This window comes from Bacillus sp. DX3.1 (assembly GCF_030292155.1).
In the GTDB taxonomy this organism is placed as follows: Bacteria; Bacillota; Bacilli; order Bacillales; family Bacillaceae_G; genus Bacillus_A.
The window spans coordinates 2,346,937-2,364,424 of the sequence record NZ_CP128153.1; the positions used below are offsets into that span (position 1 = coordinate 2,346,937).

Consider the following 17,488-nt stretch of genomic DNA (forward strand, 5'->3'; position numbering starts at 1 on the left):
GATATTACCGCACTAAGTAAGGCAGTGGATCAACTGCATTTGTTTTTTCAAAATTCCATTCTCCATTATGTAATTCAAAATGAAGATGTTGCCCAGTTGAGTGTCCTGTATTTCCCATTTGACCTAAAACCTGTCCAGTTTGAACGCGATCTCCGGCTTGTACGGAACGATTTTTCATGTGTGCATACACAGTTGTATATAATTTCCCTTTTATAGAATGGGTGACAAATACGACGTTCCCATAGCTGCTAGAATAGTAGGATTTAATAACTTTTCCTGCAGCTGCAGCATGAATAGAAATATCCCCAGTTGCTGTAAAATCGACACCATAATGCATTTGGCCCCATCTGACTTCAAAGGGCGAGCTAACTCGTCCTTGTGTTGGAAATGTAAAAACGGCAGGTATAGAAGGTGGAGTAGACGTTTCTTGTGGTTTGTTTTGTAATACATAATGCTGTGCTACATATCCATACCCCGAGCCAAAACGAATTTTATACCATGTACCTACTGTACCTACAACTTGTATTTGCGTTCCGTTTTGTAATGAACCAATAACAGCAGTATTTGTTCCCGCCCCACTTCGTACTCTTAATGTAGGGGTCGCAACATAATAAGAAGCATTACCTTGTACGGTGATTCCTTTGACTAATGGTTGAGAGCCATTCGATACAAAGTCTTTTTTTACATATCCCACTTTTCCGTTGTGAGAAATAAGATACCAGTCATTATGTGTTTCTTGAACAGAGATAAATGTTCCATTTGGTAATACGTCAAGGATTGAGGAGTGTATACTTGGTTCTGAACGAACATTTAAAGCACTTGCATTTACGATATGTTGGTTATGGAGCTGATTTAATTTTGTTAAAGATAGATCTGACTTATGTATGTAACCAATTTTATTTTGGGCGTTTACTTTATACCAGTTACTTGTTGTTTCAAGAATGATAACAGGTGTGTTGTATGAAATACTTCCAATGGAATCACTATTCGTTGTCGTACTTTGGTACAGCTGTACAGTATCAAGCTTTACGTATCCAATTTTTGTGTTGGTTTTTTGCTCCGCGGCAGCTGTTTGCAAGCCTTCTTCAGCTATGGATGGGAGAAGGGTAGCGACTGCGACAGTTGCTGCTGTCAATGCTGTAGCTTTCATATTCATCGTATAATAAGCCTCCTTGTAGTTTTTGTTGCAAAATTTAGAATTATATTAAAATGATAACAGATTTATCAATATTATGGAAATAAATGAGAGGTAATCTTATTTTTCTCAACATATAAGTTGTTTGTACAAAGGATAAGTAATATTGATAAATAGGAGATAACAGTCAACTATATTTCTCTGAAAGAAGCTGCTTTTTTCATTCGGGGATAGGCAATAACACTTACGGTAGGAGTGTAATAAATTTGGGATAAGTGTTTTTTAAAAGTAAGACTTGCGCTATTAGCAGATAAAATGAATGGAAATTTTAAAATATTATATATATTATTGGTCCAGATATAGAATATCCATATTGCAATGTAGTACTATAATATGGATGGAATATCCATATTTTTCGGTGTATAGCAGTATTTTGCTACAAGGGATGGTAAATTGAGTCTTTGATATTTTTATGAGAATTGATTATGAGTTCAAATAGGAATTAAGTAAAGTAAAGCATTTAATATATGAGTTGATTTGTAAGGAGGTTCGTACGAATAAAATGGTGGATGCTAAGGAATTAGTTAAAGAATTAGTAAAAGGTGATCCTGTTAACCAATCCTTTGATATAGTGAAATCAGAAGTGAAACAGACAAAGAAGGGAACGGATTACCTTTTTATTACGCTTAAATATGGAAATTTTACAATCATAGCAAATCGCTGGAACTGTACAGAAGAGGACAAGAATATTTTTGCGAACGGGGTGACTATCTGGATAAAGGGGAGCGTTACGGAATTTAAGGGAAATCCACAAATTGAAATTGATGAAATAAAACTACATCAATTACTATCAAAAGATACGAAACAAGAAGATAAAGAATCTATTCTTCCTGTTTCTAAGAAATTTGCTGAGCCAATGAATAATCAAAATAAGTCACATGAAATGGTAACGTATTTTAGGAATTCCCTTGCAGATGCAGAACGAATTAGTCCGGATGCAAGTAGAATTCATATATCGATTCTTGATGAATATGAGAATATAAAAAAAGGCTATTTAGCTGAAGAAAAATCCAAAGAGATTTTCAAAAAAGCAGAACAAGTCGCATCTAAAGGGAAGAAAGTCATGGATCCTGTTGAGGTTGTAGTGAATCCTTTTGTAGGCTACAGAAAATCCTTTTATGGACAGGATATTAATAGTGAGGGGGCCCCAGAGGAGTTAGTACCTTTTTGGTTACCTGCACTCTTATATAAGAATGGAAAACTTTCCCCTCATCCAATGAATAGGCCGTGGGTAGCAAGAGAGTGGCTCAGAGCATCTTCAACAGATTCGGTCAGGTTGGATTATCAAACAATTGGAGAAATCGATAGCGTAGATGTATTTCTTTCCTCTCATAAAGCGGATTTCAAAACATGGAGCGAAGTATGGGACTATGTAGATAAACTATCTATTGCAGTAACAGGAGAGAAGATGGCCCATTTAAAACATCCAACATATGTAAGAGGTGGAACTGGACAGAATTGTTATGTTCGACTTGTTGAGATTGGTCAAGGTATGACACGTAATATTATGGGGGTTTACAATGACTTGATTGGACATAAAAAAGATTTACCTCCCTTGCTAGAACGTTATGTATCTGTGGAAGATGAAAAGGAAATTGATATATTAAGTGGTCAGGAATATATAAATAGGACAGAGCAGCATGTAGGACAGATGAGTGATAAATTTCCAGTTTCAGGATCTCAAAGGCAGGCGATACACCATTTTTCAACTATGCAAGACAGTGAGATATTGGCTGTCAATGGCCCTCCAGGTACAGGGAAAACAACGATGCTTCAAAGTATCGTTGCTACTATGTGGACAAGAGCTGCAGTTGAGAAAAAACAGCCACCAGTCATTTTTGTAGCATCAACGAATAATAATGCTGTGACAAATGTTATAGAAAGTTTCGGTAAAGTAGAAGAGATAGATTCGCCTACCTTGGCTGGTAGGTGGCTTCCTCAAATTAATAGCTACGGTTTATATTTGGTGAGAGAAAAAAAAGAAGGTGCAGAAGCTTTTCAATGTTATCATCCAATTAATAAGACGAATCTTTCTAATGGACTGCCACATCTCATGGAAGATAGCACATATGTATTAGAGGCTGAAAAGTATTTTTTGGAGAAATATAATCAATATACAGGAGCTGCAATTACAGATGTAAATGAGGCGGTTACTGACTTACATGACAAGCTCATTCAAACGGTACAGCGTATTGAAGGCCAAACAAAGGTATATGTGTCTATCTCTGATAATAGTGAATTTATGGCGAAGATGGATACGAATGAGCGTTATCAGGCATTTAAATTAGCCACGCATTATTTTGAGGGACAATGGATTCTTGAGATGAAGCAAGAATTAAATAGGGACGATGCATATTTAGCGCTTACGCTGGAAAGTCAACAAAATAAATGGCATCGCTTTGCTAAGATAACGCCTTGTTTTGTTTCAACGATGCATATGACACCTTCCTTTTTTCGGTATGGCTTAACTTCTATTGAGTATCTATATGATTTTATTGACTTGTTGATAGTAGATGAGGCTGGACAGGTAAATCCAGAAGTAGCTGGAGCGACATTTGCGCTCGCAAAAAAAGCACTCGTAGTAGGGGATACTGTTCAAATTCCACCTATCTGGAATATACCATTAACGATTGACTTCCAAAATTTAATGAAGTTAGGAATTGTATGCAATGAAAAGGAAGCTCTTAAGCTTATACAAGATACGTATTTAGGTGCTTCAAGTGGATCAGTAATGAAAATTGCTCAAAGGGCATCAAAATATAGAATTGAGAAATCATTAGCACGGGGCATGTTCTTAAAAGAGCATCGACGTTGTGTAAAAGATATTATTAGTTATTGTAATAGACTTGCATACAATGGATTCTTAGAGCCGTTTACGAAAGAGTTCGAAACTAATACTTTCATCCTTCCGCACATGGGATACGCACATATTGAGGGAAGTCACGACAATACAAATGGAAACTCAAATATTATTGAGGCTGAGGCAATTATTACCTGGATTAATCAAAATAGAAAATTTTTAGAAGAATACTATTCAAACTATCATGAAAGAAAAGTATCTATTGATGAAATTATAGGGATTATAACACCATTTACTAAGCAAACAAGTGTATTTAAAAAAATTTTAAGTAAACAAGATTTAGGTAAGCTCACAGTAGGTACTGTTCATGCATTACAAGGGGGCGAAAGAAATATCTGTATTTTTTCACCTGTGTATGATGTGAATCATGAAGGCAGTTACTTTTTTGATAATGGAGTCAACATGCTAAATGTAGCTGTATCAAGAGCAAAACATAGCTTTTTAGTATTTGGTGATACCCGTATTTTCAGTCAAACGGATCATATAATTAGTTCTAAAAAAACACCTTCAGGTCTGTTAGGTGAATATATATTGAATGATTCCAATGAAATTAATCTTACGAAATCACTAGACAGTTCTAACGTATCTAACCCATATATATTAGGGGTAAAGTAAAGAGAATAAGCGCGTGAAAAATAATAAATAGAAGGATTTGCTAAAGCATTTTGTATTGAAACACAAGATGGTATTTACCAAGAAGTATTACTATTTTCGACGTAAGGCGAGCTACTTCTGATAAAAATGCAGAGGTAGCTCTTCAAAACGGAGTTCGTTTGTGGCCGTCATTTCACAAGTTTAGAAGAATTGACTTTAGAATTGAACGACTACGTAAACTGGTTTAACAATTTTAGAATTCATGGAACACTAGACTATTTGAGCCCTATTCAGTATAAACGGGAACACCTTAAAAGAATTGTCTAGTTTCGTGTTGACATACCAGAGATGTGTCAGCTCAACCATCTAATAGACGATTAACGATTGAGAACGTACTTGTTGTGGAGACACAATGGAAAAGTAGGCTAGGTATTTACGTTTAAGAATAGTTTAAATACATTTTAAGCCCGTATTTTGCTGAAAGTAAAAAGGATAAAATAGGTGCTATATAATGGAGTAAGGTATTTATATTTTAACGATTAAAAACGTAATGTAATGCGTAAATTTGTTAAGTTAAAGGGAACGGAGATAGGTTTGAAAAAGAGGGAATGAGTTGGGGCGAAATTAATGGAAGAAAGACGGAAGGAATGCTGTGGGGGATTATTCGACTGGCTTGTAAAATAGGTAATGGGGAATAGGTGTGACTCATACAAAAATAAAAAGCGTAGGAAAGAACTACGCTTGATATAATGGATGACATAACGCCTTGTCTTGCAACTGTTTCTATTGTAACCCTATCCCTTATACGCTTGTTTTAAAGTTTTCATGTCAATTTTTTTCTTCATTTGGAGCAATGCTTTCATAACTCTTTCTGATTTTTCAGGATCCGGGTCGCTTACCATCTCGGTTAGGTCGGTAGGAATAATTTGCCACGACACACCGTACTTATCTTTCAGCCAACCGCACACTTGAGCCTTCTCGTCTCCGCCTTCAGAGAGCTTTTCCCAATAATAGTCCACTTCTTCTTGTGACTCACAATTGACAATAAATGATATTGCCTCTGTGAATTTGAATTGCGGACCGCCATTTAATGCTACGAATTCTTGTCCTTCCAGTTGGAATTCCACGGTCATTACTGTCCCCTCTGGTATTCCGTGGATTTCATTCCTTTCTTTTCCATAGCGAGTGATTCTTCCAATCTTGGAATTTTTAAAGATAGAAGCGTAAAACTTCGCCGCCTCTTCTGCTTGTGTATCGAACCACAAGTTTAATGTGATTTTTTGGATTTTGTTTTTCACAATTTTCTCCTCCTTAATTTTCTGTACTATTATTCCCAATCAAATTTTGATAAACAACCTGTTTTTCAAAATTTGATTGAGAATAACATGACTGGTGTTCAGTTTGAAAAATGTTTTAGACTGCAGATGCTGTCATAACAGTCTTTTCATATATAGGGTGTAGTCAAATCATGCAAAAATAGTTGTAGACTGACCTAAGGTACATTTCAATTCTCTTTATAAAAAGTAAAAGAAGGTATTAGACTAGGAACTAGTTTCTAACGAAATAACGGTAAAATCAATACCCTTCAGTCTGATACTTTATTTGAATAGTCTACTGTTGATTTAAAATAAAGTTTGATAATTTGTAAAAAAGTTCGATAATTTATAATAAAGTTTGATCAAAAGTCCTGTATTAATATTATCAATGCAGGATTTTTTTGTTCCGCAATCGGGCCAGATTGTTGAGGAACGTTTTCAGGCAATAAGATGTGCATAATTTAGCAGTACTCCAACAGAAGTCCCCTTCCTCAAGCACGTGCAGGACATAGCCCAGGTGGTAGGGAGAGGATGAATGTTGGTCGTGCATAGCACGAAATTTCTATTTCCTTTTTATGTAACATCATGTATGATAGTACTAGAAATAGATGAGAACGTGCATTCTGTTTTGTGTTTAGGAATCGGAAACACTACAACGAAAAAAGAGGAAGGTGATGACAATGTTGCTAAGTCAAAAATACGAAATTTCCCCAACCAAAGAACAAAAAGAAATGTTAGAGCGTTGGCTACAATATTGTCGTCAAACCTATAATTTTGCTCTTTTAGACAAACAGAGAAAATATAAAGAAAACAAACAATCCTATACACGTTCTGATATGCAAAAGCAACAAACAATAGATAAGAAGACCTATCCTTTTCTAAAAGAAGTGCCATCACAGCCTTTACAAGAAGTATTTTTACGACTGAAAAAGGCATATGATGGCTTTTTTCGTGGGGATTCCAACTATCCAAAATTGAAAAAGTATAAAGAATATAACAGTCTCACTTTCACGCAATTTGGATTCAAACCGAATGGAAAACTATGTTCAGGTTTAATTGTACCAAGAGTACACAGGGAAAATGTATTTGATCTAACTTCTCTGGATTGGCAAGCTACTTTTGATCTTTTACATCAAGTTAAAGCATTGCTTGATAAAGAATATAAGCTAGATGGTAACAATGAAGTGGGTATGATTATAAAGGAGGGAAGTGCAAAACGATGGATTTTGAAATGGTTATGCAGGAACTGGAAGCGCTCGGTAAGGAACGAATCAAAAAGACTTACATAAGCAATGGTGCACACGAGCCGCTTTTTGGCGTGGCTACAGGTGGAATGAAGCCGCTCGCAAAGAAAATCAAGAAAAATCAGCTTTTGGCCGAGCAACTTTACGCCTCCGGGAACTACGATGCCATGTATTTTGCCGGCATCATTGCGGACCCAATGACAATGACTGAGGCGGATTTTGAGCGTTGGATGGATGCGGCGTATTTTTATATGCTGTCCGATTATGTGGTTGCAGTAACTTTGGCAGAAACCGATTTTGCGCAAGTTGTTGCCGATAAATGGATCGCAAGCGGTGAAGAACTTAGAATGTCGGCAGGCTGGAGCTGTTACTGCTGGCTTTTGGGTAATCGTCCGGACGGTGAATTTAGCGCAAGCAAGATTGCCAGTATGCTTGATCAGGTGGAAAATACGATTCACGATTCTCCAGATCGAACGAAATCCGCTATGAATAATTTTATCTACACAGTCGGGATTTCATATTTGCCGCTCCATGATAAGGCGGTTGAAACCGCGAAGGCAGTAGGCCCAGTCGAAGTCAAACGGGGCAAGAAAAAAAGCAGTATCCTGCTTGCTTCCGAAAATATTCAAAAGGATATAGATAGAGGACAGCTTGGTTTCAAACGCAAAAATGTAAGGTGTTAGCATAGTTTGTAGTGTAACTACACTAACGGGAACGAGAGCTCAATACATCATTCGAAGGTTGCTGACAAGTAAGGATCGGTGGCTATTCAGCAATCGGGCGTTTTAATGGAGGAAGGATCACAGAAATGGTCAAACTTTTTTATAAATAAATGATTCAATTGAATATATTAAGAGCGTGTTTTGATCAATCTTTTTATCAAAACACGCTCTTTCTTTTTGTGCATTAATTAAGGCTATTAGTATAGATTTAATCAAACTTTATTCCAAAGCTACAATTGTTGTTGATTTAAAATAAAGTTTGATAATTTGTAAAAAGATTGATAATTTATAAAAAAGTTTGATTAAAAGTCCTGTATTGATATGCAGGATTTTTTTGTTTCGCAATCGGGCCAGATTTTTCTTTTATTCTTTATATAAATTTTTGTGTAATGACATCCATATTTAATATAAAGTCAGGAAACTATCTAAAATGGCAGGGATGGGTCTTTCTTTAACATTTCAATGTTCGCTAATACCTATGAGAGTCCTTGGTTTCATTACTACAAAATCCCTTAATCCTTTTGAAAATAAAATGTCATCATTCATTTATTTTCTATGTAATTCAAATAAATTTCTATATGTGAAAGGCATTTGTTTTTAGGGATTTTCCAAAGTTGAAAAATATACGATATTCGCTGGTTTTGCGTGTATTTGTTAGTTTTGTAAAGAAAATTACCTTGCAAAGTACAAAATCCGGCTCTAAATAATCTTTATTTTCCCAATTAACAGTTTTTTGTTTTTTGTATAATTAGATTACATAAAAGAATAGATCACCCGTGATACTAGTTTATTTATGAACATAAAAATAGTCCTTGCTAGCATTTTATTCGCGCGCACTCCCTTAGTAGAATGAAGCCTAGAATAGACGGGAGTAAACGTGTTAGAAAGATTGTAAGCACCATGGGGTGGGGAATTCTTTAATTGCAGCTATTCATGTAAAAGAGGCATTTTCTTTTTTATTGCGTTCTAACAAAAATGGGGGGAAGAAAATGAAAAGAAAACAAAAAGTTCCGTATAAGGTAATAGCAACGGCAGTAATGTCTGCAATGCTGTTCACGACAACAGCATTTGCCGAAAACGAAACGAACAGCAAGGAACAGCAAGAAAATGTAGAACAAATTGTAAAGCAGGGGCAACAAATTTTCTTGGACGAGAAAAAGAAAGAAGCGCAAGAAGTAAAGGACAAACTTGGATATGAGAAAACAAAGAAGGAAATTCAGCCGTACACACCTTCAGAAAAAGTGAGAGTTATTGTGGAAGTTCAGCAGCCTTCAGGTTTAAAGTCTATTGGAGAAAAGAAAGCAAGCTATAAGGCGGTTCAAGATCAAGTAATTGCTCAAATCAAAAAAACAAAGTCTAATGTAAAAGTGAAGCACCGTTTTTATGAAGGGTTCAATGGTTTCAGTATGGAGACAGAATTCCAAAATGTGAAAAATATGAAAGATATTCCTGGTGTCACAAATGTACACATCGCAAAAACCTTCGAGCCTTCTATGGGATCAAGTAAAGAATTGGTCCAAGCACAAAAGGTTTGGGAACAGTATGGGTATGAAGGTGAAGGATTGCTCGTAGCAGTTGTGGACTCTGGTATTGATCATACTCATCAAGATATGAAGCTAACAGAAAAAGGACAACAAAAAGAGAAATGGAAACAAGAAAATATTCAAGAAAAATTTGCCGAAACAACAGTCAATGACGTTTGGTATAGTGATAAGATTCCAACGGGATACAATTGGGCGGATGAAGATACAGACGTTATTCCGAGAGATCCTCATGGTATGCATGTTGCTGGTACAGTAGGCGCAAATGGAAATGAAGAAGCTGATGGAGTAAAGGGCATTGCGCCTGGGGTACAGTTGCTTGCTGAAAAAGTATTTTCAGATAAGGGCGGCGGTGCTTATGAGGATGATATCATTGCAGGTATTGAACATGCAGTGACAATGGAAGCAGATGTCATCAATATGAGCCTAGGTTCGGATGCAGGGTTTGTTGGAGAAGAAAATGATCCGATTCAAAAAACAATTCGTCAAGCGACGGAACAAGGTACATTAGTAGTTGTTGCCGGAGGAAATTCAGCGTACAGCACAAAGAATAGTCTTTTGCCTACCTCCAAACAACCGTATGCGGAAAACGCTGATATAGGAACAGTAGGAGAACCAGGTGTAAGTCCGTATGCTTTATCAGTCGCTTCCTATGAAAATCCGAAAATACATATGGGATCCATGAAGAGCGAAGATGGATTTGAGCTCCCGTATAAAGATCAAACGCAGTATAATTTCAAACTTTCAAAGACTTTATCAGAGAATGAAAGCTATGAAATGGTGTATGTGGGCGAAGGGAGAGCGGAAGACTTTTCTGGTAAAGATGTAAACGGAAAAATCGTCGTTGCAAAACCGAAGCAGCCTTATGCGTTTTATTCGTACATTCAAAACGAAGCAAAAAAGAAAGGAGCAAAAGCGGTTATCGTAGTACCGCCTTCAATGATAGAAGATTATCCGTATTTAAATTTTAGTCCTGTCTTTATTCCAGCGGTAACAACTAGTAAAGCGGTAGGAGATGAGTTAATTGCAAAGCTTACAAGTGGAAAAGTTGTCAAGATGAAGCTGACAGGGAGTACTTGGGTAGAAAATGCAGATAAGAATACAATATCTGATTTTTCGTCATTCGGAGCACCACATACATTAGATTTTAAACCAGAGCTTTCTGCACCGGGCGGCAATATTTATTCTACTGTGCCTGGTAACGAATATGAAGTGATGAGTGGAACATCGATGGCGGCTCCGCACGTAGCTGGTGGTTCAACGTTGCTATTGCAAGCTCTTTACGAAAAAGGACTTTCTCATTCTAAAGACACAGCGTTAAAAGCGAAACTCGCATTGATGAATACGACGGCGATTGTTATGGACCCGAAAACGAATGGACAAGTTCCTTATTCACCGCGTATACAAGGATCCGGATTAATGCAAATTCAAAATGCGATCAATACGCCTGTACTTGTATCCAACAAGGGTGCTTCGCTTGAACAAGCAGGAGCGGTGGCATTGAAGGAAATAAAAGGCCAAACAGCGCGTTTTGATTTGAATTTAGAGGCTTTAAGTGAAAACGTGCCTGAAGAAATGGAATATACCGTATATGTAGATGTGCTGACTGACGATACAGAGACGAAAGAGTTTGATTTAAATAATGATAATAAGACAGATGTTTCTAAGAAATATTTAACACTAACAAGCAAGAGAGTGAAAGGCGCATATTCACTTATTAACGGAAAAAAAGTCACAGAATCAAAAGGAACTACTATCAAAATAAAACGCGGTCAAACGAGTAGTTTACAAGTGAATCTACTGCTTCCGAAAGAGTTGCAGAAAAATACTTTTGTAGAAGGGTATGTTCGACTTATTCCTACAGGTGCGAATAAAGATACGAGCGTACCACTAACTGTACCATATATGGGTTTTTATGGGGAATGGGATTCTATGAAAAACCTTGATCCAGTTGCATGGGATGAAAATGTATTCTTAGGATATACAGTGTTATGGGATGATGTGTCAGATCTTCCATTGGGATATGATCCGAAAACTGGTAAATTTAACGAGGAGCGAATAGCTGTCTCAACTCGTTCGATGCCGCCTGGTATTTTTTCAAGCTTTACAACGCTTCGTAATTTAGCAAAAACAGAGATGTATGTAGAAAATTCAAAGGGAGAACGTATTAAATGGCTAGGAGATTTTAGCGAGTACACAGGAGAGCCATGGAAATTCCGAAAGAATATTATGGCGTATAGAAACTTCAGCAACCAAGGCTATTTATGGGAAGTTAAAGATGAAAAAGGACAGCATGTACCAGATGGAACTTACAATTACGTTATTAAAACAACATTAGATTACAAAAACGCTAAGCCGCAAGAAGTAAAGATTCCGGTTAACGTGGATTCAGTAGCGCCTAAAGTATCAGACATTCAAGTACAACCTAAAAATGGAGAATATGAAATTTCCTTTAAAGCGGAAGATAATGAAAGAGGAAGTGGCTATAATGGTGCTATCGTTTGGTATAACGGGAAATACAAATCATTACAACCTGGACAAAAATCGTTAACCGTTAAAGAAGAAGTGAAAGGTGTAGTCGTAATGGCAGCAGATTACGCATACAATCAAAGCTACAGTGTATGGGGAGACCCTTCTTATATCAACGAAGGAATGCTCGTAAGCTATTTCAACGTGTATCCATACAAAGATGTAAATGCAAACACCCCTGTTCAAATTACAGGATATACTTCCAATCGTGTAGATTGGAAAGTGTACATCAAAGATGAAAAGGGTAATATAGTTGATACAATTACAAAAGAAGATGAGCATACTTTACGTGTTTCCTGGACACCGAAACCGGAGCTTCAAAACGGTACGTATACGGTTGAGGCTGAGGCTGTAAATGATAGTGGCTTTAAGGTAACGACAAAACCAAAAACAGTTACGGTTCTACAGCAATAAATGTGATGAGAATTTTCTTATATTAATGGAAGAGGGAGGGGGTCCCAAAAGTAGCTGAATAGTTACTTTTGGGAGGCATCCTTTTTATTGAAATAATGTAAAAAATAATACAAACCAGCCTTAAATTAAGGCTGGTTTGTATTATTTCACAGCTTCTTTTAATTCTTTACCTGCTTTAAATGCAGGTACTTTTCCAGCAGCAATTTGAATTTCTTCACCTGTTTGTGGATTACGTCCTGTACGAGCTGATCGTTCGCGTACTTCAAACGTGCCAAATCCGATAAGCTGTACTTTGTCACCAGTTTGCAAAGCATTTGTAATCGAATCAAATACGGATTGCACGGCTACAGTGGCTTCCTTTTGTGAAATTTCAGCTGTTTGGGCAACATGTTTAATTAATTCTGTTTTATTCATGTCTTCACCTCGTATATAAATTTTTGATATGAATACTATCATAGTGCATAAAAGAATAGAGACAGTTTTTTCTAACTGTAAGAAAGCAATGATAACAGCGATATTACTCTAATTTCGGTGAAAGTTGGTAAATCCCTGCTAACTCTAGCTGAATTTCTTTTTTACGGTATTTCTTAATTCATATGTATATAAATACATATGAATTAAGAAACCGACATAAAACCCTTCTTTTTAGGTGGGAGAGAGCATCCGGCCGGTCAGATCCTTTTCCTGCCCCATACCAAGTGAAAACAAAGAGAGAAAACGAGTGCAGGTCACCTTTTGTTATCCATAGCCGCGGCTATATGCCGAAAAATCAAAATGGATTTATATAGTTGAGTAAAAGCCCGATTGGTAAGGGCTTTTACTCAGTGGAGATGAAGAAAACCCCATTGATTAAAGTTTCGCTTTATAAAATTCCTATGTAAGAGTAGTGTGGAAAGATTCTATTAAGCACGTATACACTTTATCTATGTAAATGTGTTACAGTGGTTCTTACATATATAAGATATAATAGAGAGGAGTAAGTGATTATGATCATTCGTCAAAAAAAAGAAGAACTGATACTGATTCGGCAACATGATCATGGATTTCTGTCAGGAGAAATAGCAAAACATTTTACGACTCGTTTTTTTGCAAGTAAGGTTTATCTGAAAGAGTCTATCGCTGCTATTTATGAGCATGACCGTTGCTGGATTAAATTAGATAAAACTCCGATTTGGAATGATGCAAAAGAATTACCATACTCTTTTATGGATTGTCCGAGTTCATTACGGTTTGTTTTTTATACATTAGGGCTTGATGAGATTGAAGCTACGAATCCATATGGAGCACTACTTTGCAGTAAGCACTTTACTTCATTTCCACTTAATAATGAAGATACTGAAATGGTTCATTTTTATCAACAAGAGCAAAATCGTCAAAAAAGACTTTTGAAAACGTTAACAAACATTGCGCAATCTACTCTTGAGGAACATTATAAACTTCTCAAATTTTGTGATGAATTGTCTCTCTATGCCTGTATGAATGAACCTGGTGTAAAGAAAAATGAAGAAATTGATTTATTTAAAGAAGGATTTGAAGGGATGGAAATATATAATCGATATAGTGACAGTCCTATAATAGCTGAATGGATAGATGAAAAAAAGATTCGAGTTACACCATTTCCTTTTGCAACGGAATTTAAAACCCATGTAAGATTCAAGTCTTTACATAAGAATGAAATAGAAAAGAGTGGGATAGTTCAAGCAGATAAGAACGTAGAATTCAAAAAACAAGAAATTTGTTTTATCAGGTAAAATGTGTGAATGATACCCATTTTCATTATTTGTTGCATATGTACAGTTATATATAAATTTTAAAAGGCTAATGAAAAAAGGCTGACTCATAAAGAGATAAGTCAGCCCTTTTTCTGTTATATTAAGATTCTATATGATGATTAACTTGCAATCTGCTTATCGGATGCTTTTAACTTTTCAGCTTGCAAGAATCGATTTGTTTCAGCGACAACAACACCGCTCAATCCAATGAGACCAATTAAGTTTGGAATAGCCATGAGTCCATTGGCAATATCAGCAAATGTCCAAACGATGCCTAGTTTTAAGTTTGCACCAAGGGCAACAACCACAATGAAAATAATGCGGTAATATCGGACTGCATTACGGCCGAATAAATATTCTACACATTTTTCACCGTAATAGGACCACCCTAAAATTGTTGAGTAAGCGAATAAGATAATTGCGATACCAAGAATCATACTACCAGTGTTACCAAATACAGATTGGAAAGCTAGAGTCGTTGCTTCGACACCGGTTTTCCCTGATTTCCAAGCCCCTGTTGTAATAAGTACTAGACCTGTAATTGTACACACGATAAATGTATCAAGGAAAGTCCCTGTCATAGAGACAAGTGCTTGTTTAGCAGGTATATCCGTTTTGGCGGCTGCGGCTGCAATTGGTGCACTTCCTAGTCCAGCTTCATTTGCAAACACGCCTCGCGCCATCCCAATTTGGATTGCCGATGCAATGGTTGCTCCAGCAAATCCGCCAGCAGCAGCTGTACCATTAAAAGCACCAGAAAAAATAAGTGAGAACGCTTCTGGAATTTGATCAATGTGATAAAAGATAATAATAAGTCCTGCAAGTACATAAAAGAAAGCTTTAATAGGGACGAAAAATCCTGTGACTTTCCCGATTTTTTTTACACCACCTAAAATGACAATCGCAATTAAGAAAGCCATTAAAATACCAGTTAAGGCAGGAGGAAAAGAAAAGTTAAGTCTCATAGCTTCCGCAACGGAATTAGACTGTACCATATTACCAATTCCGAAAGAAGCAGTTGTCCCAAAAATAGCAAATAGAATAGCGAGCCATCTCTTTCCTAAACCTCGTTCTAAATAATACATTGGGCCACCGGAGTATTCACCATTAGGCCCATTCACTCGATATTTTACGGCAAGAATGGCTTCTGCATATTTCGTTGCCATGCCAAACAGGGCAGTCATCCACATCCAAAAAATTGCACCAGGACCTCCAATTGATACTGCAGTTGCAACACCAGCTATATTTCCCATTCCAATTGTAGCGGCCATAGCAGTCATTAATGCTTGGAAATGGCTAATATCTCCAGAAGAGGATTTATCTTCTGATTTTCCAAATGCTAGTTTATGTGCATACAAAAGTTTAACAAACTGCAAACCTCTTAGGCGCACTGTGAGAATGATTCCAGTTCCTACAAGAAGGAACAAGGTAGGTAGTCCCCATACGTAATGATTAATCTCTTCTAATACTTGACTTACTGTCTCCATCTCTATTCTCCTTTTAGAAAAAATAAAAACCATTTCACATGAATGAAATGGTCTCTGGAGAAACAAGGGATAGAAAAATAAACCGATGTAAATCGGCATTTTCTGTCGCTTGTCTCTGTCCTTTTACCTGAGAGATTATCCGTCAATTTGACGGATTTGCTCCTTCGGTGCTCTGTTTCCTCCGTGTTGTTGTACAACAGGAGGGAGTCTCTCCAGAGATTCGTCCCCATGCAGTTCTACTTGTAACCAAGACCTGAGAGTTTCAAAGCTAATTCATTAACTTTTTGCCCCGTCGGTAGATCGATTGATCTTCTCCTGAATGGTTCATCCGAATTATGTGATTAATAGAAGCTACTTTAGTCAGTTTAATTGAATGAAATCTAATATTAATATGACACAGCTTCTAGATAATAACTAGCGCAATTATATGATGCTTGCAAATAAATTGCAAATATTAATTATCCGAAGATAGTTTTTTAATATTTCGACTTCTTATTCTTTAACCTCAGTTCATTGATATGTATTATTACAAAAGTGTAAGGTTTTTGTAATGAAAATAGATAATTTAAATGTAGTGCTTGTGATAGTATACGAAATATCAAATTACAAAAATCTAAAGGTGAAAAATATGAAAAAATTATTCGTATCGATCGTAGCAATAGTCCTTGTTTCAATTGTCTATATAGGAATTGCTGAAAAAAATGATTTATTTGATATTAAAAAATGGGGAGCAAAAGAATACTATGTTCAAATTACTGAAGATGGTAAAGAAGAAATGGCTGAAGCGGATGATGGAACAACAGCTAAGCTGTATTGGTATACATTGAAAGCATATAATGAAAAAGGCGATGAGATAACCGTAAAATTTTTCGCAAATAAAAACTTGAAGTTAAATGCGTTTCTACGTGTTGATATAGGTGGTAAATATAAAGATAAAACTTACGGAATTGACAGTTATGAAGAAGTCAAATCAGACGACATACCTAAAAAGGCAAAAGAACAGATAGAAAAAAATAATATATAGTCCGGCTAGAGGACACCAATTCTTTAGAACAGCTCAAGCAGCTGTTTAAGAATCCGGTGGCCTTTTTATTTTGCAAAGGGAGATGTGGAGAATGAAGCCATTAAGATATCAATTACGTGAATGGAGTAAGGAGACGAAACAAGCAAAAAATAGAAAAGAAAGCCACTTAGCAAAACGTTAATCGGTTGAAGCGAAGGTTAGCAAAGATAAGATTTTACGAAAAATATAAGATATGGATAAGTAATGGGAAAAATATTCATAGTGAAATCTATAGATATTATATAATGATTTTTATGATGAAAAGTGCTGTATACGTTGCTTTTAAGCTGTTAAAAACTTATAGATAAGAGTTTATTCGGGTTCTTTTTTTTATTGCACCTTTTTAAAAGAACAAGCATATATTATAGTGTGAGACAAGCATAGGTCGCTTATTTCACGCTCATCAGAAAACTCCTTAACACGAAAGGGCACCTATTGGCACGGTGCTCTTTTTTTATTGAACGAAATGGACACCAAAAAAAGAGACAAGCATATATTATAGTAACTCATTAACTTTAATTGCTTTAACTTTCGTTAATGAGAAATCTCAAAATCCCTTAAAAGAGTGCTCGCGGAAACGAGTGCTCTTTTTTATCGGATAAATCGCAAAATCTATGATGTATTCTAAAGGAATTAAAGACTAATTTGTGATACCATGAATGCGTTGATGTCAGGTAAAAAGACTACATGTGTAGAAATAAAATAAAGATTGATAATTTGCAAAGAAGTTTGATCAAAATATAGTTAGCTT

General features: G+C 36.2%; 9 protein-coding genes, 2 pseudogenes and 1 riboswitch. Of the genes and pseudogenes, 7 read left to right on the forward strand and 4 right to left on the reverse strand.

Annotated elements, in window-relative coordinates:
• Positions 1–4: 4 nt before the first annotated feature.
• Entirely contained in the window at positions 5–1,156 is a 1,152-nt protein-coding gene (locus QRE67_RS11520; RefSeq protein WP_286124965.1) for an SH3 domain-containing protein, read from the reverse strand.
• A gap of 541 nt (positions 1,157–1,697) precedes the next feature.
• Here QRE67_RS11520 and QRE67_RS11525 point away from each other — a divergent pair.
• Positions 1,698–4,670: an AAA domain-containing protein gene (locus QRE67_RS11525; protein ID WP_286124966.1), complete on the forward strand. Its 2,973-nt coding sequence runs from the start codon at positions 1,698–1,700 to the stop codon at positions 4,668–4,670.
• 144 nt (positions 4,671–4,814) lie between these two features.
• A pseudogene (locus tag QRE67_RS11530) lies at positions 4,815–4,976 on the forward strand (IS3 family transposase); the annotation flags it as partial.
• Between the two features lie 467 nt (positions 4,977–5,443).
• Here QRE67_RS11530 and QRE67_RS11535 read toward each other — a convergent pair.
• Entirely contained in the window at positions 5,444–5,947 is a 504-nt protein-coding gene (locus QRE67_RS11535) for a VOC family protein (protein ID WP_286124967.1), read from the reverse strand.
• Positions 5,948–6,639: 692 nt separating this feature from the next.
• Here QRE67_RS11535 and QRE67_RS28650 point away from each other — a divergent pair.
• The 3 genes and pseudogenes from QRE67_RS28650 to QRE67_RS11550 all read left to right on the forward strand — a co-directional run.
• Positions 6,640–7,005: pseudogene (locus QRE67_RS28650) on the forward strand (RNA-guided endonuclease InsQ/TnpB family protein); the annotation flags it as partial.
• Positions 7,006–7,184: 179 nt separating this feature from the next.
• A complete protein-coding gene (locus tag QRE67_RS11545) occupies positions 7,185–7,892 on the forward strand; it encodes a DNA alkylation repair protein (protein ID WP_286124969.1) in 708 nt (235 codons plus the stop codon).
• A 1,028-nt stretch (positions 7,893–8,920) separates the two neighbouring features.
• Positions 8,921–12,415, forward strand: coding sequence for a S8 family serine peptidase (locus QRE67_RS11550; protein ID WP_286124970.1), 3,495 nt, complete (start codon positions 8,921–8,923; stop codon positions 12,413–12,415).
• 141 nt (positions 12,416–12,556) lie between these two features.
• On the opposite strand, the gene hbs is transcribed toward QRE67_RS11550, so the two are convergent.
• The gene (gene hbs, locus QRE67_RS11555; RefSeq protein ID WP_286124971.1) at positions 12,557–12,829 is read right to left on the reverse strand and encodes a non-specific DNA-binding protein Hbs; all 273 of its coding nucleotides are present in this window, start codon (positions 12,827–12,829) and stop codon (positions 12,557–12,559) included.
• A 572-nt stretch (positions 12,830–13,401) separates the two neighbouring features.
• On the opposite strand from hbs, the gene QRE67_RS11560 reads away from it, so the two are divergent.
• Positions 13,402–14,166 carry a DUF3891 family protein gene (locus QRE67_RS11560; RefSeq protein ID WP_286124972.1) on the forward strand — a complete coding sequence of 255 codons (765 nt, stop codon included), beginning with the start codon at positions 13,402–13,404 and terminating at the stop codon, positions 14,164–14,166.
• Between the two features lie 140 nt (positions 14,167–14,306).
• Here the strand turns inward: QRE67_RS11560 and QRE67_RS11565 are convergent, their stop codons facing one another.
• On the reverse strand, positions 14,307–15,674 hold the full coding sequence (locus QRE67_RS11565; protein ID WP_286124973.1) for an alanine/glycine:cation symporter family protein: 1,368 nt from the start codon (positions 15,672–15,674) through the stop codon (positions 14,307–14,309).
• 105 nt (positions 15,675–15,779) lie between these two features.
• A riboswitch (glycine riboswitch) is annotated at positions 15,780–15,900 on the reverse strand.
• A 402-nt stretch (positions 15,901–16,302) separates the two neighbouring features.
• Here QRE67_RS11565 and QRE67_RS11570 point away from each other — a divergent pair.
• A complete protein-coding gene (locus QRE67_RS11570) occupies positions 16,303–16,698 on the forward strand; it encodes a YxeA family protein (protein WP_286124974.1) in 396 nt (131 codons plus the stop codon).
• The last annotated feature ends 790 nt before the right edge of the window (positions 16,699–17,488 follow it).

Coding starts and splice junctions, on each gene's coding strand:
- QRE67_RS11520 (WP_286124965.1), bottom strand. CDS start 1,156: ATGAATATGAAAGCTACAGCATTGACAGCAGCAACTGTCGCAGTCGCT.
- QRE67_RS11525 (WP_286124966.1), top strand. CDS start 1,698: ATGGTGGATGCTAAGGAATTAGTTAAAGAATTAGTAAAAGGTGATCCT.
- QRE67_RS11545 (WP_286124969.1), top strand. CDS start 7,185: ATGGATTTTGAAATGGTTATGCAGGAACTGGAAGCGCTCGGTAAGGAA.
- QRE67_RS11550 (WP_286124970.1), top strand. CDS start 8,921: ATGAAAAGAAAACAAAAAGTTCCGTATAAGGTAATAGCAACGGCAGTA.
- hbs (WP_286124971.1), bottom strand. CDS start 12,829: ATGAATAAAACAGAATTAATTAAACATGTTGCCCAAACAGCTGAAATT.
- QRE67_RS11560 (WP_286124972.1), top strand. CDS start 13,402: ATGATCATTCGTCAAAAAAAAGAAGAACTGATACTGATTCGGCAACAT.
- QRE67_RS11565 (WP_286124973.1), bottom strand. CDS start 15,674: ATGGAGACAGTAAGTCAAGTATTAGAAGAGATTAATCATTACGTATGG.
- QRE67_RS11570 (WP_286124974.1), top strand. CDS start 16,303: ATGAAAAAATTATTCGTATCGATCGTAGCAATAGTCCTTGTTTCAATT.